The following is a 22,967-nucleotide window of genomic DNA, read 5'->3' on the forward strand; positions in this document are numbered from 1 at the left end:
ATACAACGCAACCTTCATTTTATGTGATCTCCATGTCATAAAATCGGTGACCCTTGCGTCACGGCTTGATACAACTTGTTATGTTCTTTTTAGCTATAGTTATCGTAAGATGAGTGAAGCAAAAATGTGTGTGAAAAATGCACGCACGCTTCAAACCATTAACTTAGAAGTCCTCCAAAAAGGAGATCAGGGCATGATCCACGCTGGCAATGCCATTACCGTCCAGATGCTTTCGGACGGAATTGCAGAATTCCGCTTTGACTTACAGGGTGAGTCGGTTAACAAATTCAACCGCGCAACAATTGAAGATTTCAAGGCTGCCATTGCAGCAGTGAAGGCTGACAGTAATGTAAAAGGCTTAATTGTCACTTCAGCTAAATCTACATTTATCGTAGGCGCAGATATTACAGAATTCGGTGATAATTTCGCTCAGGGTGAAAAAGCCATTGTTGAGTGGCTCATGCCCGTTCATGAGGTCTTCAACAGCTTTGAAGATCTGGAGATTCCTAAAGTAGCAGCCATTAATGGTATGGCACTGGGTGGTGGTTTTGAAATGTGCCTGGTTTGTGACTACCGGGTCATGTCTGAAACTGCTCAGGTTGGACTGCCGGAAATCAAGCTGGGCATCTACCCTGGTTTTGGTGGCAGTGTGCGTTTAAGCCGTATCATCGGTATTGACAATGCCATTGAATGGATGGCCATGGCCGTGCCTAAAAAACCGGAAGCTGCACTGAAAGATGGTGCGGTGGATGCCGTGGTTACTGCCGACAAATTACAGGATGCTGCCGTTGACCTGGTTAAACAGGCTATTGCCGGTCGTCTGGACTGGAAAGCAAAACGTCAGGAAAAGCTTGAACCGGTTAAACTGGACATGCTTGAACAGATGATGGCGTTTAATTCATCCAAAGGGGTGGTACTGGCCAAAGCCAACCCGGCACAATACCCGGCACCGAAACTACTGCTTGACTCACTTCAGGCCGGCGCCAGTCTGCCACGCAATGAAGCCTTAAAAGTTGAAGCAGAAGGTTTTGCAAAAGCTGCTGTTACACCGCAGGCCGGCGCTTTAATTGGTCTGTTCATCAATGACCAGGTGGTCAAGAAAGCATCCAAACATCATGAAAAAGGTGCACATCCGGTGAACCAGGCTGCCGTACTGGGCGCAGGGATCATGGGTGGCGGCATTGCCTACCAGGCAGCAAGCAAAGGCACACCAATCATCATGAAGGATATTGGTAATCCACAACTTGCGCTGGGGATGGCTGAAGCCAATAAGTTACTGACCAAACAGGTTGAGCGTAAAAAACTCACCCCGGCAAAAATGGGTGAAACCCTTGCCCGTATCCGTCCGACTTTAAGCTATGATGAGTTTAAGGAAGTGGATATTGTCATTGAAGCCGTCACTGAAAATCCAAAAATCAAGGAAGCAGTATTAAAGGATACGGAAAGCAAGGTGCGTGACAACACAATTATTGCTTCCAATACCTCAACCATTTCCATTACCCGCCTGGCGAAAGCATTGGCGCGTCCTGAAAACTTTGTCGGTATGCACTTCTTTAATCCGGTCCACATGATGCCATTGGTGGAAGTAATCCGTGGTGAACAGACCTCTGAAGAAGCTGTTGCAACCACTGTTGTGCTTGCCCAGAAAATGGGTAAAACACCTATCGTAGTGAACGATTGTCCAGGCTTCCTGGTCAACCGTGTGCTGTTCCCTTACTTTGGCGCATTTGACCTGTTATTGAAAGACGGTGCTGATTTTCAGCAAATCGATAAAGTCATGGAAAAATTTGGCTGGCCAATGGGTCCTGCCTACCTGATTGACGTGGTGGGTATCGATACAGGCGTACATGGTGCAGAAGTCATGGCAGAAGGTTTTCCTGACCGTATGAAGCCTGATTACAAGGGCGCCATTGAAATCATGTACGACAACAAACGCCTTGGTCAGAAAAATGACATCGGTTTCTACAAATACGAACTTGATCGTAAGGGTAAAAAAGCCAAAGTGGTCGATCCGGCAGCATATGAGCTTGTGGCTTCCATGGCAACTACGGCAAAACATGAGTTTGATGCTCAGGAAATCATTGACCGTATGATGCTTGCACTATGCAACGAAACAGTTCGCTGCCTGGAAGACAACATTGTTGCAACGGCTTCTGAAGCAGATATGGCCATGATCATGGGAATCGGCTTCCCGCCATTCCGTGGTGGTCCATGCCGTTACATCGACCAGACAGGTGTTGCTGAATATGTTGCCCTGTGCGACAAATATGCACACTTAGGTAAGGCTTATGAAGCGCCACAGATGTTGCGTGACATGGCTGCTAACAACAAAAAATTCTACGGTTAAGGAGCGACGTGAATGGCTACTTTAAATCCACGTGACGTTGTGATTGTTGATGGTGTACGTACCGCCATGGGCAAATCGAAAAACGGCATGTTCCGAAATGTTCGTGCCGACAGTATGTCTGCTGAGCTGGTCCGTGCCCTGATTGCCCGTAACCCGTTTGACACCAATGAAGTTGAAGATCTCATCTGGGGATGTGTCAACCAGACCCTGGAACAGGGCATGAACATTGGCCGTAATATCGTATTATTGGCTGACCTGCCAAAAACTGTTGGCGGTCAGACTGTCAACCGCCTTTGTGGTTCATCCATGCAGGCAATTCATACAGCCGCAGCTCAGATTGCAACCAGCCAGGGTGATGTGTTCATTATCGGTGGTGTGGAACACATGGGCCATGTGGGCATGATGCATGGTATTGACCTGAACCCTGAAGCATCCAGGCACTATGCCAAAGCATCCAACATGATGGGCCTGACTGCTGAAATGCTGGGTCGCATGAATGGCATCACCCGTGAGGAGCAGGACAAGTTCGGTGTTGAATCTCACGTCCGCGCCTGGTCAGCAACTCAGGAAGGCCTGTTCAAAAATGAAATCGTTGGTATTCTGGGCCACAACCAGGAAGGTTTCCTGGAACTTTGCGATGTGGACGAAGTGATTCGCCCGGATGCAAACCTTGCAGCCTTTGAAGCATTACGCCCTGTATTTGATCCGAAAGGCGGTACAGTGACTGCTGCAACCTCCTCTGCATTGTCTGACGGTGCGTCTGCCATGCTGCTCATGTCAGCTCAGCGTGCGCAGGACCTGGGGCTTAAGCCACGTGCAGTCATCCGTTCCATGGCAATTGCCGGCTGTGATGCAGCAATTATGGGTTACGGTCCTGTACCTGCAACACAGAAAGCACTGAAACGTGCCGGTTTAAGCATAGATGACATTCAGACCATTGAACTGAATGAAGCATTTGCTGCTCAGGGCCTGTCTGTAATGAAAGGACTGAACATCTATGACCGTCAGGACAGAATTAACTTAAATGGTGGTGCAATTGCATTGGGTCACCCATTGGGCTGTTCCGGTGCCCGTATTACCACCACACTGCTGAACGTCATGGAACAGCAGGACACCCAGGTGGGCCTTGCAACCATGTGTATCGGTTTAGGTCAGGGTATTGCAACCATTATTGAACGTGTCTGATTTTTTCGATGTGTTCAGATAAAAGTCCCCGCTTTCATGCGGGGATTTTTTATGTCACTCAAAACATAACTGAACTGATTATTTGATGCGCCAGGTCTGTACCATTTAGAAGTACACACCGCAGAGTTGCAATTTCATCATTCACTGTTGCAAATTACAGCTTTAATCTGGCTGTAATTACTTTCATCATCAGTCTGAACTATCAAACTGGAGATTTCCTTATGCACATAGACATCTGGTCAGATGTGGTTTGTCCCTTTTGTTATATCGGCAAAAAACGACTGGAACATGCAGCCGCCGAAGCCGGCATTCAACCTGACATTATCTGGCATAGCTTTGAACTGGATCCGAATGCCCCGGAAAAACATAATGTCTCCAATACTGAACGACTGGCACAAAAATATAACCGCAGCCTGGAACAAAGCGAAGAAATGCAACGCAATATCGCCCAGGCAGCATTGAGTGAAGGTATCCAGTTTAACTGGCAGAAGGCCAGCTCAGGCAATACCTTCTGAATAGCCACTAAGTTTGTCGATACCGAATAGTTAGATAAAATAGCTAATTAAGAGGTGTTTTTATGAGTGGCAAACGATTTACCGAAGAGTTCAAGATTGCAGCAGCGCAGCAAGTCATTGAGAAAGGCTACAGTGTTGCAGAGGTTGCGGGAAGATTAGGCACAACGACCCATAGTGTTTATGCTTGGGTTAAGAAATACTTTCCTAAAACACCCCAAGCTACTGCTCTTGAAGATCAAACCAAAGAGTTGGCTCGATTAAAGAAAGAGCTGCAACGAGTTACAGAAGAGCGTGATATCTTAAAAAAGGCCGCGGCGTACTTCGCCAGCCAGTCAAAATGAGGTACGCCTTTATCAAGGATCACCAGCAGGTCTGGTCAATTTATAGAATGTGCTCGGTACTGGAGGTTCATCCCAGTGGCTATTATGCATGGTTGAAACAACCTTTGAGTGCTACAGCCAAACGTAGCAAACAACTGTCAGGCCTGATTAAACAGTTTTGGTTAGAGTCAGGCGGTGTATATGGCTATCGCAAGATTTTCTGTGACTTGCGTGATATTGGTGAGCCTTGTGGAGTTAATCGTGTACATCGACTGATGCGACAGGAAGGCTTGAAATCCCAACGTGGCTATCGAAAACCAGGATATTCAAAGGGCTATCAACCTATTGTTCAAGCCAATACATTAGATCGGCAGTTTAATCCTGCACAGCCAAATCAAGCATGGGCAACAGATATCACTTATATCCGTACTCATGAAGGCTGGCTGTATTTAGCTGTTGTGATTGACCTTTTCTCAAGGTTAGTCGTTGGCTGGTCTATGAAACCAATGATCACTAAAGAGCTAGTTCTTGATGCTTTATTGATGGCAGTTTGGCGTAGATCGCCAACAAATAAAGTATTGGTTCACTCTGACCAAGGTAGCCAATATACCAGTCATGAATGGCAAGCCTTTCTGAAGCAACATGGTTTGGAAAGCAGCATGAGCCGTCGCGGCAACTGTCACGATAATGCTGTGGCAGAGAGCTTTTTCCAATTACTGAAACGAGAAAGAGTTAAACGGAAAATATATTCAACGCGTGCTGAAGCTAGATCAGATATATTTGAGTATATTGAGATGTTCTACAACGTGAAACGTCGCCATGGTGCTAACGACCAGCGGTCGCCAAAGGACTTCGAGACGTTTTATGAAATGAAGCTGGCGTGTATCTAGATTCTTAGTGGCTATTCAGAAGAAGCTTTTTTTCATGCCTATATGACCGAAGGTCTGCCCATTGGGGAGCGTGAAACGGTGAAAAATATCGCTTTAGCTATTGGACTCGATCATAGTGAAGTAGAGCGTGTACTGGATTCAGATGAGTTTGCAGATTTTGTCCGGCAGGATGAAAAAATTGCCCGCGAACAACTGCATATAACAGGGGTTCCATTCTTTGTTTTTGATCAGCGGCTCGTACTTACCGGTGCTCAACCCCGTGAAGTATTTGCACAGGTATTAAAACAGGTACTTACTACGGACCGTTAAGTCTATATCTGAGCAACTGGATGGCATCACTTCACCCTGAAAAATTCTGTGAAAAGGCAACCGATCAACAATAAAACAAGCGACCTTATGACAGAAAAAACCCGCATTATGCGGGTTTTTTCATGAGGAAATATCAACTGCTTTTCAGTATCAGGAACCTTTTTTCTCAACTGAAGGCGCAATTGGGTCCGCAGTCAGGTAACCCACTGCAGAAGAAAAACGATCATTATAATTAGCACGGATTAACGGATCCAGCTGATCTTTTACTTTGTCATGCAATGGTTCCCAGTTTCCGGCATGCTGAAAATTACTCATAATGTAGGTCCAGCCATTAATCGAATCAACTGCATGCAGGCCTGTGGATTCGGCACCTGCCGGGCAGGACAAAATACGGTCCAATTGTCTGGTATCCACATTATAAGCCCACAGATAGTTATTGACATGGTTCCCACTGTCTTCACCAATAAATAGCGTCCGGAATGTTTCAGAGAATTTCAGATTGTCCGGGCTGGCAATATTATTCGGATCAGCCGTATTGCCTATCTCTAACGGATCATCAGCAGCAGCAATATCCTGCCCCATTCTTAGCATATGTGACTGGTAGGGCGCCCATTCACTGTCAATGGCATTACCATCTGCATCTTTTTGCCCGCCGCCCAGATCATGTGCCAGGATTCCACCAGCCTTCACCGTTTTTGCAAACGCGACATTGTGTTCAGCCACCCATCCTTTTGAGTCATCTGCCGCCTTGACCATGGAATCCTGAATATTGGCCAGAGCGGAATAAGCGACTTTATCCTTCACATTGACCGTGGTCCCTTCCATTTTGGTAAATGCCATACTTGCACCTTTTAAGGCCGCATAACGGTGCGTTTCCAGGAAAGCTGCTGCTTTTTCCATGCCTGGTTTCAGTTTGACCCACACCGGCGTTTTTTGCAGAATAATCCGGGTATAGCCTTCCTGCCCGTCTTTTGGAGCTTCAGCCAGGCTGTCCATCAAATCAGTCGATTTTAACCGATCAACATTCACCAGATTTTCAATTTCCTGACTGGTGGCATGCCCCAGATTGAGCCATTGAATCCGGGCGGTCGATGTTTCATTCAACTCATCAATATATTTCGCCACATACAATGTTCCGGCAGATAAGTCTTCCGCTTTATCTGCAACAAACATAAATAGACCACCATTGGTATAGTCATCTCCCATAATCGCGGTACGTCTATCCGGCATCATCTGAATCAGTTCATGTGAAATACGTCCCATACAGTAATGCTTGACCACGGTTCCAGTGCCATCTGCATGCACGGTTACTTCAGGCAAATGTCCATAATTATATGGATTTGCAGAATCTTCATCACCATAAACATTTAAGCTGTAGGCTTTCATCGTCTTCATATCCGTCCCCAGACCCTGGCCGAAAGCATCCGGCTCATATTCCTCACTGGACAGGTGGGTTCCCCACGGAGACAAACTGGCACCACAGGTAATCCATAAACCATGCGCTGCAGAGGTATCCACATTATGATATTTTACCAATGACAGATGACCAGTGGCCGGGTCCTGATCCAGGGTCAGTACCGCAATAGGCGACGGTATCTTGCCATACATGTCATTTTCAGCCTGATCACGGGTGGTGTATTCAAACTGAACCACTGCAAATACAGGGTTACCCTTGACTCCATCAACCTTTGCATCTTTCACCGTCAGCAGAGATGTACCATCCGGACAGTCAGAAAAAAACTGACGCTCTTTCCCCGGAACAGAATTGTCCATAATCGGCTGATTCTTGATATTGTAATAGCCGCCTGCCAAAATCTGCCCGCCTTTACCATCACTGACCATCTCGCCAGTGTGGAGGAAGGTCTTATAGGCTAGCTCATAAGTGGTTTCCGCTCCATCATCCCAATCGACTTTCAATCCTGAGGTGACTGTTGTGGTCGCCATAGCAGCCAAATCTTCCGGAGTCGGTGAGTCAGCTGATCTGGTTGGCGCATCCATGGAAATAAATGTTGCTGTTTTCAGTTTTGCAGGATTGACTGGTGGTCTAACCACTACTGTATCGTTATCGTCATTGCAACCGGTTAATGCAGCAGAAGTTGCCATGGCGCCAAGTGGTAAAAAAGGAATACTGGCTAACCATTTAAGCACTTCACGGCGGGTATGCTGGCTGGCTGAATTTGTCATAAATTAATCCATCATTTAAATATAGAGTGTTTCCCCTGCCCGCAAGTTTAAGAATGAATTATGACGTTCATGTTTCACTTTCTACTTATTTGGCAGGAGTTCGTCCGGTAGACCAGCCAGCCCTGCAAATAAAGATGCCTTACCTGCCAAGCTCAGAATAGTGTAAAGGAATTCAGGAATTTGATTTTAATAAGATTACAGTGCATGATAAAGCACCTGCATTCTGAACAATAAAATATATGTACTTTTTTAAAATAATTATAAGTGGGCTCATCCTTACCCTGCTGAGTCAGGTTCATGCACAAATTCCAGCCGAACTCCTGTATCAGCCACCGCAGACCGCTGATCCTTCAAAACTGGCCACCATTGAGGGTTTCCGGCAAACGCGCAAGCCCCTGCAGTTCATTAAAGCCAAGATTTAACCTGACAGACACACGAAAAAATGGGTAACTGTCAGATCAGGTTTGAGATACCGTCTCCACTGTCAAGTAAATTATTAAGAATTGATGCAATAATTTGCTTGATAAGGTTGTTGGTGTTTGAGCACACCATAACAAAGATGGGCTAACTTCCTCATCGCAGCTCCAATCGCCATCATCTTGGTTTTACCATTCGCTAATAAGCGTTCATTCATTTCTTTGATATGAGGGTTATGTCGAGTTGCGACAACGGCTGCCATATATAAACCAGCACGTATTTTGGAAGAGCCTGCTTTAGATAAGCGGCTTCTACCACGAATGGAGCTACCCGATTGCTTTTGAATTGGAACCAAGCCGATAAAGGCTGCTGCTTGACTAGCTTTTTTTCAAAAGTATGGCTACGCAAGAAACTAAGCATTAATAAGCTGGTTCGATCTGCAATAGCAGGAATACTACTGAGCAGTTCTTTGTCATTTTTTAAATCGGGATTTTGGTCAATATGATTATCAATTTGCTGATCAATATTTTGTATGTGTTTGTTTAATTGCGCAATACTCTTATGAAGAGATTCGAGTACAGGTTCCATAGTAAAAGTAGACTTTGCTTTTTCCAAACGATTCTTTTCACGTTGTAAATCTTCGTAAAGGACAGCTCTTCTCTCTAGCAAGGCATTAAGCAATTGAATATGTTTAGGCAAAGGTTGCCAAAAATGTAGATCTGCTGTCATTGCAAATCTGGCTAAAACTTCACTATCTACCTTGTCTGTTTTATTCAGCCTGGACATACTCTGAGCAAAATATCGAGCTCTGGCAGGATTGGTTACACAGACTGACCTCCCCCCTGAAAACAGGCTCACTTAAAATTGGAGATATGCCGTATATTTAACTCATGTTAAGAGGCATGCAAAGATGAAGAGAAGCAAATTTACTGAAGAGCAAATCGCGTTTGCACTGAAGCAATCTGAAAGTTGATCCTAGACAAAATAATGGACACATAGTCCCTCTAAAGATAACGTAACGTTAACTTTGGAGATGTAAAAATGGCTAAACGCTTTAGTCCGGAATTTAAACAGCAAGCAATTGATTATGCACTTTCAAACTCACACGAGTCTGTAGCTGCAATCGCCCAGAAATTAGGTGTGGGTTATTCAACATTAGATAAATGGATTCGTGAGGCTAATCCCGCGGGTTCAAGCAAACGTCAACTCTCGCCAGAACAACAGCGTATTCTCGATTTAGAAAAAGAAGTCAAACAACTCAGGGAAGCCAATGATATTTTAAAAAAGGCGCATGTGTACTTCCTAACAGATCATGCCAGGAAAAGTACACGGTAATCCAGGGTCTGGCTATGACTGAAATTACGATTTCGTCTGCCTGTAAATGCCTGGGTGTTAGTGCTTCAGGCTACTATGCTTGGCGAAAGAAACAGATTTACGTCAATCAGAAGTATACTGATTTAACAGTTGCATATTGGCAGCACCATGCTCGCTTAGGAGCACCTTCATTGGTACACGACATGCATGATTCAGGTTACTGCATGAGTGAACGTACAGTTGGAAGGATGTTAAAAAAGCTCGGTTTACGCAGTAAGATTGCACGTAAATATAAGCATACGACTGATTCGAATCATCGTTTGCCGACGGCACCGAATTTATTAGATCGCCAGTTTACAGTCACTCGGCCAAATAGAGTTTGGACAACCGACATAACGTATATCCACACCAAAGAAGGTTGGTTGTACTTATGTGTGATGCTGGATTTATTTAGTCGTCGTATTGTGGGTTGGCAAACCAGCCATCGAATAGACCGTCAATTGGTGTGTGATGCATTTAATTATGCAATGGCTCGTCAGGGGTATCCAACGGGTGTTATGGTGCATTCTGATCAAGGTAGTCAGTATTGTAGTCGTGACTTTAGATCGCTATTATTGACGAATAACTGCATTCAAAGCATGTCTAGACGAGGAAACTGTTGGGATAATGCGGTGACGGAAAGCTTCTTTCATACACTAAAAGCTCATGTAGTTCACGGTAGTGTGCTTACTACCCGAAAAGAGACCAATTCTGTCTTGTTTGAATATATTGAGATTTACTACAATCGAATCAGAAGGCATTCAGCAAATGGCTGGTTAAGTCCTGAAGCCTTTGAACAAAAATATTTTAAGAATTTAGAGGGATCGGCTGTCCACAACACTGTCTAGGATCAAGTGGCGTCCTGGTCGCTGAGGTTTGCCGTAAGATGGGCATATCAGAAGCGACTTTTTATAACTGGAAGAAGAAATTTGGCGGTCTGGGAGTCAGTGAGCTGAGGAGATTGCGGCAGCTTGAGGAGGAAAACCAGAGGTTGAAGCGACTGGTAGCTGATTTGAGCCTGGATAAGGAAATGCTGCAGGATGTCCTGCGAAAAAAGTTTTAAAGCCGGCCCAGAAACGTCAGTTGGTCAATCACTTGCCTGATGCTTACCGTATCAGTCTGAGACGCAGCTGTAATCTGATTGAACAAAGCACATCGGTTTACCACTACCAATCCTGTAAGGATGATCGTGTGATTACACAACGGATCAGGGAAATTGCGGAAACGCGGGCCCGGTACGGATACGAACGTATTCATGTCCTGCTGCGTCGGGAAGGCTGGCTCATTAACCATAAAAAAACCTATCGTATCTATTGTCAGGAAGGGCTGCATTTGCGGCGTAAACGTCCCCGCCGTCATGTCAGCGGGCAACACCGGATGCAGCGTGATCCGGTCTTTGATATCAATCAGTGCTGGAGCATGGATTTCGTCGCTGACAACCTCTTCAATGGTCAGCGTTTCAGGGCCTTGACTGTAGTCGATAATTTTAGTCGGGAATGTCTTATGATTCATATTGCTGCTTCGATTAAGGGGGAACATGTGGTCATGGCTATGGAGGAGCTCAGGCTGTTACATGGCCGGCTGCCGGCAAAAATACGAACGGACAACCAGTGAATTCATTTCCAGGGCATTGGACAAATGGGCGTATGAGCAAGGTGTTATCCTGGACTTTTCCCGACCGGGAACCCCGACAGATAATGCCTATATAGAATCATTTAATGGTAAGCTACAGGATGAGTGTTTAAACACACACTGGTTTTTATCCATGGACGATGCGAGAAATAAGATTGAAGCGTGGCGTGAGGATTATAACCGGGAAAGACCCCATAGCTCACTCGGTTATATGACCCCCAGCGAATTTGTAAGGAATCACCAACAGGCCATGTCTACAGTTTAGGTTGTAGCTACTTTGGGGAGGAGGTCACTACCTGATCTAACCAACTGTTGTTTTAGCATAATCACTGTCTTTTCTTGTGAATACAGCATCAGAGTGCTTAGTTACCGTCCAGAGTTGTGCAAGTGATTAGGGCAAATTACAGGTTTTATCTCAAACTCAAACTTTATGTTTTGCTAGTACACGAAACTCTGTAATTTGCAATATAGTGATAGCTAATCACTATGAGGGGTAAGATACAAGCTACTACACCTCAATACACTTTTTTAACCCCATAAATCGCTTATTGCCTCATTAACAACATCTAAAAAATCCTTTAAAAAAAATTTAAATTTTTCATCATTTTTATTTAGATAGAACTGATGAAAAAACTCAATTTCTAATTTATCTTTACCTTTATCTTGGCTAATTTGGCATAAAATTTGACCTCCAAAAGAAATTTCTACTGTTAATTCTTCATATTCTGAATCAGAAACATAATCAATACCAAAAGAAGAATTCATTTTTACCTCCGTTTAGGGTCTAAAAAAGAACTAAATGATCCATCTGCATTATATCGGACACCTTGCCCATTTGGCATTCTATATTCTATACCACCTCTAGTTAAATTAGTCACTCTTGTTTGAGGGTTGTTTAAAATGTTTCTTAAAATTTCTTCAGCTTGCGCATTTTGTTGGGCTATATTTCCAGTTGGTTTTGGAAATGTACCACCAGTCCTTTGAGCATGACTAGATAACTTTCTAGCTGCTGCAGTAAGACCATCTTTAGTTACAACTATATTTGCTTTACTAACTAATATTTCAGCTGTTTTCAAGAAGCTTTTAAAAGTATATAAACCGCCTCCCAATGGCAACATCAAAATATCTAAAGCGAGAGCATCTCTCTCCGCAATTTTTTGAAGACCTTCATAATATGCATCTTTATTTCCTTTGGAGTCCTCCCATAAACTATCAACCTCCGCTTGATAAATAACTTCCATATTGTTATTTCTAACTGCTATATCCGCTGCATTTGCAGCAGTATTTACATCATGACCAGTGTATGCAGCAATAGTAGCTGCAACAATCTTGCTTTTACCAATTATCTGTTCTTTTTCATTTTCAGATAGTTGACGAGTACCATCATTAAAATAGCTTGCTACTATTTCACCTATAGATGCACCGATAGCTCCTGCTTCACACTGTTTCTGTATTGATCCTGCTAAACAGCCTACAGCAGCATGGGCAATTTTATGAAGAACGTAATCTATATTTTCTAATGGTTTTACTTCAAAAGCTAACTGACCTTGTACAACTCCAACCAAGCCAGACAAAAATGCTGCTTCTAAATTATCTTGTAAACTCCCTCCATTTACAGCCGTTTGCACTAAAGTTGATCCTACTGAATTAGTAAAATTGTTAATGATTCTGTCTGACAATAAAGTACTATCGGGTTGTAAACCAAGTGTAGTTCCTACTTGATTTAATAATCCAGCTGTAACTACTGAAGCAACAAGCCCTTTAACATTATCCTTACTACCTAAATCTTTGAGCGTTTTTCCAATATCACCGCCATTATTAATCAGACTAACACTAGCCTGTGAGGCAAGTGTTGTTACAGCAGCTTGTGCTCCCGCCCCTAATGCTGTACTTCCAGTGGCACCTGCTACAGATGTGGCAGCTGCCGTACCCGTTCCCATTGTTACGATAGTAACAATAATTACAATGAGTGCAGCACCAGCCCCTGTCAAACCTTGCTGCTTATAATCCCAGTCCTGCTGGGTCAGAATAGTCTTCTGCCAATCCACATCATTACGATCAACCAATCCTGAAAGGTATTCATTACCAGGCTGGCGGGCCAACTTCAGGACTTCATCCATCAGCTCAACCCGGTTCTGATCTCTTTCCCCAATCGGTATCTGAACTTCCAGTCCACCTTCGGCATGAAATACCGGTGGGGTCGGACCATTAAAGCTCGGTAGTTTTCCTGTTTCAGTAATTGAGCCTTTGTCCTGCATCGACTGCCAAATAGTAGATGTTTTTTCTCTTTGAAGAGTTTCTTCAACTCTATCCATAATTGCATTTAGGGTAATCGTCCCACCCGCTTGAATCTTTGCTGTTTTCAAATATTCAAATTCAGTCCCATCCAATCGAGTATCATAACCCGATTTAGTTTCAATATAATCTGCCTTTAATTGAGCAGGGAGTTGAGTAGTCTGATTTCGTGTAGCATTCGTTTTCGAAGTACCAAGATTGAGACCTAACCACGAAGATTTTTTTACTGTATTTACATTAGAATTATTTATTGCAGAGACCGTTAAAAAATTTAAGTTACCACCTGATTGTATTGATACTTGTCCTCCATCTGCATTAAAACGTGCAGAGTAAATATCTATTGATGTATCTAAATTCGGGTCTCTTGTGCCATCTGAACGTATTGAGTTCTTAAATGCACTTACCACATTAATATTTTTTCCATAAATGTCAACAGAAGCTGGATCAACTACATCGCCAATAGCCGTTGTTGTTATGACTTTTTTCTTACCATACCACGAACGCTTTGTTTCTATCTTTGTAGAGCGATCATATAAAGTTTCAAGCGCCACATCAAATAATATACTTTTATTCGCTTCTATATTAACATCACCCTTATTAGAGGTAATTCCAACCCCCTGTAAAATAATATTATCATTTATAGACTCCCCCATTGCACGGATATTAACGCCTGCTTCCCCATTAATATCCGTTGGATTTACATATTCCCTATAGCTATAGTCTTGATCACTCTCCCTTCCTTTTCCATAAGCATCAATATTCCCATCTATAATAATACTAGCTCCCATAGTTTTTGGTGTATTATCATTTTCTATAGCTGTAGTTTTATAAAACCCATCTAACGCACCTTGTGCTTGAATATTGACATAACCCTGTTTTGCGTCAATATCAGCTCCAGTTATAGACAACCCTTTTTTTGATGCTAAATTAATATCACCTTCCAAGCTGATTAATTGTGTATTAAAATTTTCCACTCCCCCCATAACCCAACTTGATAAAAAATCAGTTTTTTCTTGATCACCATTTACCATATTTCTTTTATCTGCGAAAAAATAAGTTGTATCGTCATATGCAAGGGATGCCCCATCTAGCCTGAAATCATTTTGTGTTGAAATGATATTAATATCATTTTTAGCATTTATTTTAGCTCCACTGAGTTGAACACTATTACCTTCAAAAAGTATATTACCATCAGCATGAAATTCTGAAAGATCAATTATTCCTTTAGCATAAGGAGAGTCATCAAATCCAATTATAGTCAACGCCCCATTTTTAGAAATCAAATTAAGGTCACCTGCTGAATATATTTTTTTCTTATTAAAAATAAGTTCTTGATTTGCCTGAATAGTTAAATCACCATTTAACTCACTTAAATCTAAATTATTTTTTAAAATATCACTATCGATAGTTTTTGCAGAAATTTTAGATGCATCAATATTATCCGCTTCTACTAATACGCTCCCCCCTGTAAGCAAAAATGCTGCATTTATGCTTTTTTTACCAACTAAAGATAAAAGCCCTGACGAATCGATTGTACTAAAAACACCACTACTAATATTACCATTAGAATTAATTGCAGTATGATACCCTGATTTTAAATTCATTCCATTTAAATACATATCATCATTTGAAAAAATTTCCACATTCCCTTTTGCCTCTAATAATGTATTAGAAATATTAGTAGCAGAATTCTTGTTTTCAATAAGAATATTACTAGATATTAAATTATTTTGAATATAAGGCTCCTCCTGATTATAATCAGGAGGACGCCCATAATAACCATCTATATTATTATAAAAATTTATACCATTATTGCTTAAAATATAAATATCTCCATTAGTAGCCTTTAAGTTTACAGATGTAAGACCTACCACTCCATCTCCTAATGAACCAATGGTTATCCCATTTCCCCCACTAATTGTAGTTGGGGTTGTTTCTTTGATAAAAGAATCTGTACCATCTATAGCTTGATGAGATTTCAGTTCTACATTATTTTTCGCCAGGATCGATATTTTGCCCTCTGATGAGTTTGCTTGCAGGCTATGGGTATTAATACTGCCCTGCAGTGCAGCCACGTTGATATCTGCTGCTGAGGAAAGCTCAATCCCTAAATTCAGGTTAACATCCTGTTCAGTTGCCGTCAGGCTAATGCCCTGATCTGACCTCAACTTACTGTTAACCGCAAGTTCCCGACCCTGCAGATTAATTCCCTCACGGGCACTGAACTGACTGCCGGAGATGTCCAATTTACCCTGACTCCGCAGATCCAGCTTCCCACTCAGCGTCGGAATACTGTCTGCTGCATTCTGCCAGCTCAGATCTCCCCATGATTCAACACTGAAGTTCCGGCTGAGTGTTGCATCCCCTGTTTCATTCCTATTCAGCCTAAGCTGATTCAAGCTGACATTTCCGGTACCGCTGATGTTGACATCACCTGCTGCATTCAGACCGACACTGTTCAGCATTGCAGCTGAGTTCTCATCCGTAGTGACCAAGTTCAGGTTGCCGGTATCGGACCGTAAATCAGTATTACTAACGGACAATTGGTTTCCGGCATACAGGCCTACATCACTCTTTCCGGAAAGATTGCCGACAGATTCCGTACTGAGGTTCTGCCGGGCATTTAATAGAACCTGACCGTTGCCACTAACACTGGCTGTGGAATCAGCATTCCCGACCTGAATATTTCCGGCCTCAAGATAGATATCACCCCCTTCCACAAGGTTCTGTATATTGCTGCCATTCTGTAAACTGATATCACCCTGAGCACTGACTGAAATGGCACTGGCGTCACCTGCTTCATTCTTAACTAGCTCACCTCCATCCAGGCTGATATTCTGACCGGAATCCAATAATATGGAACCGGAAGCTACGGCTATTTTCCCATTGTTAACAATATCTGCACCTTCATCAGTATTGATACTGATTAGACTAGCTGCAGAATTATTGCTTGCAAGCTGTCCCGTGTTCTCCACTTTACCGGCATTGGTAATAACAAGGTTGTTTTGAAAGTGAGTATACCCGGCATTACTGACGCCAAGCCCCTTATCTGTCCCGACAATATAGATATTATTGGCATACATGCCACCCAGCGCCTTGACATCCAGCGCAAAGTTTTCTGTGGTACTACCAGGCTGGTTTGCAGTGATCTGCGCCTGATCTTCCCCTTCAAAGGTGTTTGATCCTGTTACTATCTTTAAGGTTTGACTGGCACGTGTTTCTGCATTCAGCTCAACCGCTTTTGCATAAATGTCCACATATTGTGCAGTGTTATTGTTCCCTCCCAGTCCCAGGTGGCTTCCTTCAGCTGCATTAATGCTGACTTTCCCCTGATCCACTACAAATTTCTGCAGGCTGCCGTCTTCATTGAAATGCGGCTGCCCGGTGGTCAGCGTGGCCCGGTTAACATTGATAAAACCACCCCCCTGAACATTAATTCCGGATGGGCTGGCAATCACCACATCTGCCCGCTGCCCGGCAACTTCAAGGTTACCTTCAAACCGACTCGCTTCAGATGATTTCACTTCGTTCAGAATCATCCGGGCCTCTCCGGTCTGCAGGAAGGGGTTTGCAGCAACCTGTCCGGCAAGGACCGACTGTGCACCACCACGGCTGTTGTTCAGGACAACGCCCTGCTGTAATACGTCAAACTGGTTGTAGACGTTATGGGAGATACCGTTCTGAGGGGTCTGAATGTTCACTACCGGCACCTGCTGTCCCTGTGCATTGGTCCCGGCGGCAATCACCGGTTGTCTGGCAGCAGCGGCAGCCGAATCAGCCTGAATATTGGCGTAGACCGGGGTCAGTGCCATCAGCAGGCTCATACAGGCCACCAACCCCCTGACCTGCCAGCATTGGTGCAGTGATGTGGCCGACGGTTGTGAGACAGGCTCTGCCGGATGCCCCATTACAGCCGTCTGACCCGAGGCCTTCCCCCTGCTGCTGATGTTTTCTGCCACGGCAATAAACATTCTTTTGCTTTTACTGAAGATAATACGATAGCGGTTCTTATTCATGGTTCTGTTCTCTTAAGTTTTATGAGTATGTGTGTTAATGTATTTCTTAAGCTTAATAGCTGTAATTAATACTGAATCCTGTATTCCATTCCTTTTTTATGACATCCGGGGCGCTCAGCCCATGCCCGGCAAAGGCGTCAACATACACCCCCCTGAAATAGCTGCGGGCACCGAATACAGCCCCCATCAGCCAGCGTTGCCCGGGATTGCTGTTACGGCCATTGACCCATCCCTGATCAATACCTGCATACAGCTGTGTTGAGGGTAAGGGGATATTCCAGCTGAACTCCTGCTGCAGGTAATGTCCATTATCTCCGGACAACATCAGTTCTCCATTGAATCCCCGTACACTGTATCGACCACCGATAAAGAAGCGATCCTGCGGTGTCAGGATTTTCGGAGCATACTGACCACGCCAGTTCAGGCGGTACTGCACCGGATGATCCGAGATCGTAAAAGGTTGTGTATAGCGGATGTCGGCCGTCCACAGCGGTGCACGTGCATAACCTTCCACCGGCAGGGGGTTCCCATAAATATCCCGGATCCGTTCTTCAGGTGCAGGTTTTGCATTGAAGGCTCCGGTCCCCCGGCGGTAGTCCAGTGCAACGTCAAGCAGACCACTGCCCAGGTACTGCCGGTGCTGAATCCCCAGATTCCAGCCAGCGGTGGTCCTGTCCTGTGATTCACTCAGCCGTATGCCGCCAAAGGTATTGCGCGTGGTTTTATGATAGCCCCGCCCATACAGGCTGGTTTTATGCTGTGGTCCACGGCTCAGCAGCCGGGACAAAGTGGCGCTGCCCTGCCGGGTTTTCCCTTCGTAGGTGATGGGTGGTCCATTGAAACCCGGGGTATTCTGCTCATAGGTGTATTCATTGAAACTTGCAGAGAAGTCATAGTTTCTGAAAGGAACAGCGTAATTAATGTACCAGCTCCGGTTCATGTTACTGTCCCAATTGTCCAGTGAATGGCTGGCATTCATATACAGGGTATCATTCAGATGCAGTGGATTATTCAGGGTCAGCCCTATATTCCCCAAATATCTGCCGGTACTTTTATAGCCGGAATTATCAGCACCAATGCTGACCGTAGCCTTCCGGTACGGCTTTGCACTGACCACCACATGACTGTAGCCTGCCCGTTCCGTGCCGTCTTCGGCTACAGCCGGTTCAATCCGGATATCCACCTCCCGCCCGGATACCCGCTTCAGGTTTTCCAGGCCCTGATCAATTTTTCTCAGATTCAGGATTTCACCACCCGATAAGGGTAAGGCACTGTACAGCCCTATTTTTGTTATAGCGTGATCCCGTGAGATAATCCGGTCAATCCTTCCTGGATACAGGTCCAGGCGCAGAACCCCCTGATTCAGGTCCTGAGGCTGAACTGCCAGCTGCGTGGTGATGTAGCCCTGCCGAATCAGTTCATTCTGTCCATATCTGACAATATTCTGCAGACTCTCCGTTCCAACGCACTGTCCGGTAATGAATCCCGGTCGGTTCAGATCGTAAAACAATTTGCTGAATGTATCAGTGCCCGGCTGTGATGCAGGGTCATGCAGGACAAACTCCAGTCGGTCTATTCTGAAACAGGGCGTTTCCGTTACGATGATATTTTCAGCACTGAGTTTCTGCCTCGCCTGCTGCGGATTCAGCTGTACATTTCCATCCGTCAGCTGTTTTTCCAGCTCATTCAGTCGCTGATCCTGACGTACCACTTCCGGAAGGGATGGATCATCGGCAGCATGGACAGAATCCATACAACAACAAATAAAACCCATCGTGACTATTTTTTTTAGCATTACATTTTTTATAAAAGATAAAACACAATAGCCGCAATGATACATTATAATATTACAAAAGACACCTAATAAATTAAGCTTTTTTTAAGATTTAACTTCCTCACAAAAAAACACCCCGACCTTTTCGGCCGGGGTGCGGAAATAATGAGCTGGCGATGACTTACTCTCACATGGGTAACCCCACACTACCATCAGCGCTAAGAGGTTTCACTTCTGAGTTCGGGATGGGATCAGGTGGTTCACTCTCGCTATAAAACCAGTACAAACCGTACTTCCCGGGCATGGAACCCCTATTATAGAGTTAAGCTTCAACTGAATTGTAAAATACCAGCTTCAGTGCAAAATTCCAGTTTTACAGGCGGCCAACAATACTCCTGTTGTCTGATTTATTTTTTGCTATACTGCTGAACAGCCATAATCCGCATATAAGATTTCCTATAACCGTGTCCGACTCCCCCAGCCCTACAGCAGAGCAAAGCCTTGCAATCAGCGAAGCACGAAAAGGTCAATCCTTCAAAGTGATTGCCTATGCCGGCACCGGTAAGACAACCACCTTACAGCTGATCAGCAATGCCATGTCTGAACGGCGCGGCATGTATCTGGCATTTAACAAAGCTATTGCAACCGGGGCCCAGAGCCGCTTTCACCGGAATGTCGACTGCCGTACCTTCCACTCGCTGGCTTTTCGCAGCGTTCCACGTGGAGTCACCGACAAATTACGCCTGCCACGTCTGAGCCCCGGCTTTATTGCCAAAGACTACCGGCTTGAACCGATTACCCTGCGCCGGATGATGGGTGGCCGTTATGAAAAATATGTGCTGATGCCCAGCCGACTGGCCAGCCTGGTGGCCAATGCCGTCAGCTATTTCTGCTCCACAAACTCACAATATCCTGCTCCACGACATATCCAGGCGCCCGGCTGGTTACATGCAGATGATGTGGAGTCCCTGCAGAAACATTTATATCCTGCTGTGGAAAAACGATGGCTGGAATCCATTGATACCCGTCATCAAGCCGGCATTGGTCATGACATTTATCTGAAGCTGTGGGCATTGTCAGACCCTGTGATTCCCTCGGATTACGTGCTGTTTGATGAAGCACAGGATGCAGACCCGCTGATGCTGGGTATTCTGCTTCGCCAGCGCAACACTCAGGTGATTTATGTCGGTGATGCACATCAGCAGATTTACGCATGGCGGGGCGCAGTGAATGCCATGCAGCAGATGCCACTGCCCGAGTCACGTCTGACCACCTCATTCCGTTTTGGTGAACCCATTGCCGATATCGCCAACCATCTGCTTGGCGCACTGGATGAAACTGTTCCCTTGCTGGGAAACCCTGATGCAAAATCCACCGTGACCAATAAACCACATACCCGGATGCGCGATGCCATTTTATGCCGGACCAATGCCCGGGCCATGGAACTGCTGCTCTCAGGTCTGGTTCAGGGCGATAAGGTCAGCCTACAGGCAGATCACGTCAAACTGAACCGTTTTGTAGATGCAGCCAGCCTGCTGAAACAAGGCAAACGTGTCACGGACGTGCCTGAACTGGCCTGGTTCAATTCCTGGCATGATGTACATGAATACTGTGAAACCCATGATGGCAGTGATATTAAACCGCTGGTCCGACTGGTGGATGATCATGGTACCGATCCGCTGAAAAAAGCACTGGCAAAAATCACCCCCATTGAACAGGCGGATTACGTCATTTCCACCGCACATAAAGCAAAGGGACTGGAGTGGAACCGGGTCCATCTGGAAGATGACTATCAATTTAAAATAAACGGACTGGAACATAAAATCAGCGATGAGGAGTTACGATTATTATACGTTGCCTGCACACGGGCTAAAGTAAGCTTAAATATTCACCACATCCATGAGCTGGTACAACAACTTAAACTCAGACCTGCTCTGAAAAATAAAACACCCGCATAAATAAACCCTTTAAATTAAATTGTAAGTTGATAGGTATTTTATGAAACTTCAATCTGTTCAGCTCAGACATACCTGTCATTTTTCCGACTTAAGCATCAATTTTAATGTGGAACAGCCTGTCAGCCTCATCATTGGAGATCAGTCCGCAGGTAAAACCACCATTATTAAAAATATCTTTCAGGCACTGTCCTGGTTTCCGGCCCGTTTTAAGGACCTGCGCACTCCGGGAATTGTCATGCCGGATCAGGACATCATGCACCATCGCAACCAGTCCAGTATACATATCCAGGTCCGTATTCCGACAGAAGTCGGAACACTGGCAGAAAGCAGTGATTCCCGCCAGAACGATACGCAGCTGTGCAGTTGGCAACTCTATAAAACCCTGAACTCAAATGGAGTGGGCATCAGTAAAGTTGAAGTACAGCAGATGGAACAGCTGACCCGTAAATATATGCAGGCCCTTACCCGGGATCCCTTACTGGGTCTGCCTATGATCGCTTATTATCCCGCTGAACGCTTCGTCAATGACATTAATCTGCTGAATAAAAATAATCCCGGGATTTTTCATGCATCAACAGCCTATGAGCTGATCGCAATTCCCTTTACAACGTTTACCCGTTTTTTTGAATGGTTCAGGGAAATCAGTGATATTGAAAATGCACAGGCGGCTCAACTGTTTCAGCAGATCATCTCCCAGCAGGCTTCCAACAAAAAAAACCAGGATACAGACCAGCAGGTTCCAGCACAGGATTTTTCAACTGCTTTCCTTCAGACCAGCATGCAACTGCGCAGCCCCTGCCTGCAGGCACTCAAGAGCAGCTTAAACAGCATGATACCGGAACTGACAGACATCCGACTGGAATACCAGCCGACCTTACAACTCATGGTGACCTATCACCAGCAGACCATTATGTATCAGCAATTACCGGCGTCCGTCAGGAACTGGATTGCCCTGACCGGTGATATTGTCCGGCGTCTGTGCCTGTTAAATCCCCATAGTTTATATCCATGTATTGAAGGCGAAGGTATTTTACTGATCGACAATATTGATGAGCAGCTGGATCAGGATCATGCACACAGCATTCTGCAAAGACTGCATCAGACCTTCCCCCGACTGCAGATTATTGCGACCAGCCACCGCAGCGACATGCTGGAAACTGCAGAGTCCTATCAGTGTTTTAAAATTGAAAACCACAGCGTTCATGAAATTGATTTCAGTCATAACCGCTCTGCATTCGACAGCATTTATGAGCATTTGCTGCATCCCCATGGCAACTCAGACCCTGCGCCCCTGATTGAACCGTCTTCCACGGTCGAAACCTCGGCTGCACAGCATGTTTTTCAGCGGATTCAGCATATGAATGAAGCAGAACGACAGGAACTGTACCGGCTGATACAGGAAGGCGATGACAGTTCATTACACCAGCCTTCCATATAAGCACAGTATTCAACGCTAAAAAACCTACTGCCGCATGAACCGGGTTTTTAAAGGGCATGATGACGCTCTTTCCCCATACAAACCGTCAATAGCACCATGTGTGCGCCTGTTCGCAAAATCGGCAAAAATCATTGATGTTATTCTGCTCATGTAATAAGATAAAACCCTTATTCAGATGTTTTATTCTGTTGGTTTTTTTGCAATTACTTTTTCAGGTTGCGCAACACAATCTGGTTTTTTGCTGTTCAAATTCAGTTTCGGCTTTCAGGATTTAGTCGTTTTGGAATGCTCTTTGCGTTCCTTCAATCCCTGAAAGATAAGTTTTACTCCGGGT

Annotated in this window: 10 protein-coding genes, 1 rRNA gene and 4 pseudogenes; 9 read left to right on the forward strand and 6 right to left on the reverse strand. The window is 44.7% G+C overall.

Annotated elements, in window-relative coordinates:
- The first annotated feature begins 193 nt into the window (after positions 1-193).
- The 5 genes and pseudogenes from fadB to ACT6PV_RS13270 form a co-directional block, all read left to right on the forward strand.
- Entirely contained in the window at positions 194-2,347 is a 2,154-nt protein-coding gene (gene fadB / locus ACT6PV_RS13250; protein ID WP_445116760.1) for a fatty acid oxidation complex subunit alpha FadB, read from the forward strand.
- Positions 2,348-2,359: 12 nt separating this feature from the next.
- On the forward strand, positions 2,360-3,532 hold the full coding sequence (fadA, locus tag ACT6PV_RS13255) for an acetyl-CoA C-acyltransferase FadA (protein WP_445116761.1): 1,173 nt from the start codon (positions 2,360-2,362) through the stop codon (positions 3,530-3,532).
- 221 nt (positions 3,533-3,753) lie between these two features.
- Positions 3,754-4,044, forward strand: a pseudogene (locus ACT6PV_RS13260) (DsbA family oxidoreductase); the annotation flags it as partial.
- 65 nt (positions 4,045-4,109) lie between these two features.
- Positions 4,110-5,257, forward strand: a protein-coding gene (locus tag ACT6PV_RS13265; RefSeq protein ID WP_445114756.1) for an IS3 family transposase whose coding sequence is annotated in 2 segments (ribosomal slippage) — positions 4,110-4,356 and positions 4,356-5,257 — 1,149 coding nt in all. Because the reading frame shifts where the segments join, the coding sequence is not laid out codon by codon here.
- Positions 5,258-5,260: 3 nt separating this feature from the next.
- Positions 5,261-5,566, forward strand: a pseudogene (locus ACT6PV_RS13270) (DsbA family oxidoreductase); the annotation flags it as partial.
- 150 nt (positions 5,567-5,716) lie between these two features.
- Here the strand turns inward: ACT6PV_RS13270 and ACT6PV_RS13275 are convergent.
- Positions 5,717-7,750 (reverse strand): PhoX family protein, encoded by a 2,034-nt coding sequence (locus ACT6PV_RS13275; protein ID WP_445116762.1) that lies wholly within the window; start codon positions 7,748-7,750, stop codon positions 5,717-5,719.
- A 496-nt stretch (positions 7,751-8,246) separates the two neighbouring features.
- Positions 8,247-9,019, reverse strand: a pseudogene (locus ACT6PV_RS13280) (IS110 family transposase); the annotation flags it as partial.
- Positions 9,020-9,208: 189 nt separating this feature from the next.
- Here ACT6PV_RS13280 and ACT6PV_RS13285 point away from each other — a divergent pair.
- A protein-coding gene (locus ACT6PV_RS13285; RefSeq protein ID WP_445116763.1) for an IS3 family transposase occupies positions 9,209-10,368 on the forward strand; the annotation gives its coding sequence in 2 pieces (ribosomal slippage) (positions 9,209-9,455 and positions 9,455-10,368; 1,161 coding nt in all).
- Positions 10,344-11,417 (forward strand): annotated as a pseudogene (locus tag ACT6PV_RS13290) (IS3 family transposase). The gene ACT6PV_RS13285 and the pseudogene ACT6PV_RS13290 overlap by 25 nt, the downstream one beginning before the upstream one ends.
- Before the next feature lie 263 nt (positions 11,418-11,680).
- Here the strand turns inward: ACT6PV_RS13290 and ACT6PV_RS13295 are convergent.
- The 4 genes from ACT6PV_RS13295 to rrf form a co-directional block, all read right to left on the reverse strand.
- Positions 11,681-11,917: a hypothetical protein gene (locus ACT6PV_RS13295; protein WP_445116764.1), complete on the reverse strand. Its 237-nt coding sequence runs from the start codon at positions 11,915-11,917 to the stop codon at positions 11,681-11,683.
- A gap of 2 nt (positions 11,918-11,919) precedes the next feature.
- Positions 11,920-17,463 (reverse strand): two-partner secretion domain-containing protein, encoded by a 5,544-nt coding sequence (locus ACT6PV_RS13300; protein ID WP_445116765.1) that lies wholly within the window; start codon positions 17,461-17,463, stop codon positions 11,920-11,922.
- 52 nt (positions 17,464-17,515) lie between these two features.
- Positions 17,516-19,216 carry a ShlB/FhaC/HecB family hemolysin secretion/activation protein gene (locus tag ACT6PV_RS13305; protein ID WP_445116766.1) on the reverse strand — a complete coding sequence of 567 codons (1,701 nt, stop codon included), beginning with the start codon at positions 19,214-19,216 and terminating at the stop codon, positions 17,516-17,518.
- A 189-nt stretch (positions 19,217-19,405) separates the two neighbouring features.
- Positions 19,406-19,519: ribosomal RNA gene (gene rrf / locus ACT6PV_RS13310) — 5S ribosomal RNA — on the reverse strand.
- 182 nt (positions 19,520-19,701) lie between these two features.
- On the opposite strand from rrf, the gene ACT6PV_RS13315 reads away from it, so the two are divergent.
- Complete coding sequence (locus ACT6PV_RS13315; RefSeq protein WP_445116767.1) at positions 19,702-21,195, forward strand: AAA family ATPase; 1,494 nt, start codon at positions 19,702-19,704, stop codon at positions 21,193-21,195.
- A 40-nt stretch (positions 21,196-21,235) separates the two neighbouring features.
- Entirely contained in the window at positions 21,236-22,633 is a 1,398-nt protein-coding gene (locus ACT6PV_RS13320; RefSeq protein ID WP_445116768.1) for an AAA family ATPase, read from the forward strand.
- The last annotated feature ends 334 nt before the right edge of the window (positions 22,634-22,967 follow it).

This window comes from Acinetobacter sp. WZC-1 (assembly GCF_052544965.1).

Coding starts and splice junctions, on each gene's coding strand:
- ACT6PV_RS13300 (WP_445116765.1), bottom strand. CDS start 17,463: ATGAATAAGAACCGCTATCGTATTATCTTCAGTAAAAGCAAAAGAATG.
- fadA (WP_445116761.1), top strand. CDS start 2,360: ATGGCTACTTTAAATCCACGTGACGTTGTGATTGTTGATGGTGTACGT.
- ACT6PV_RS13295 (WP_445116764.1), bottom strand. CDS start 11,917: ATGAATTCTTCTTTTGGTATTGATTATGTTTCTGATTCAGAATATGAA.
- ACT6PV_RS13305 (WP_445116766.1), bottom strand. CDS start 19,216: ATGGATTCTGTCCATGCTGCCGATGATCCATCCCTTCCGGAAGTGGTA.
- fadB (WP_445116760.1), top strand. CDS start 194: ATGATCCACGCTGGCAATGCCATTACCGTCCAGATGCTTTCGGACGGA.
- ACT6PV_RS13320 (WP_445116768.1), top strand. CDS start 21,236: ATGAAACTTCAATCTGTTCAGCTCAGACATACCTGTCATTTTTCCGAC.
- ACT6PV_RS13275 (WP_445116762.1), bottom strand. CDS start 7,750: ATGACAAATTCAGCCAGCCAGCATACCCGCCGTGAAGTGCTTAAATGG.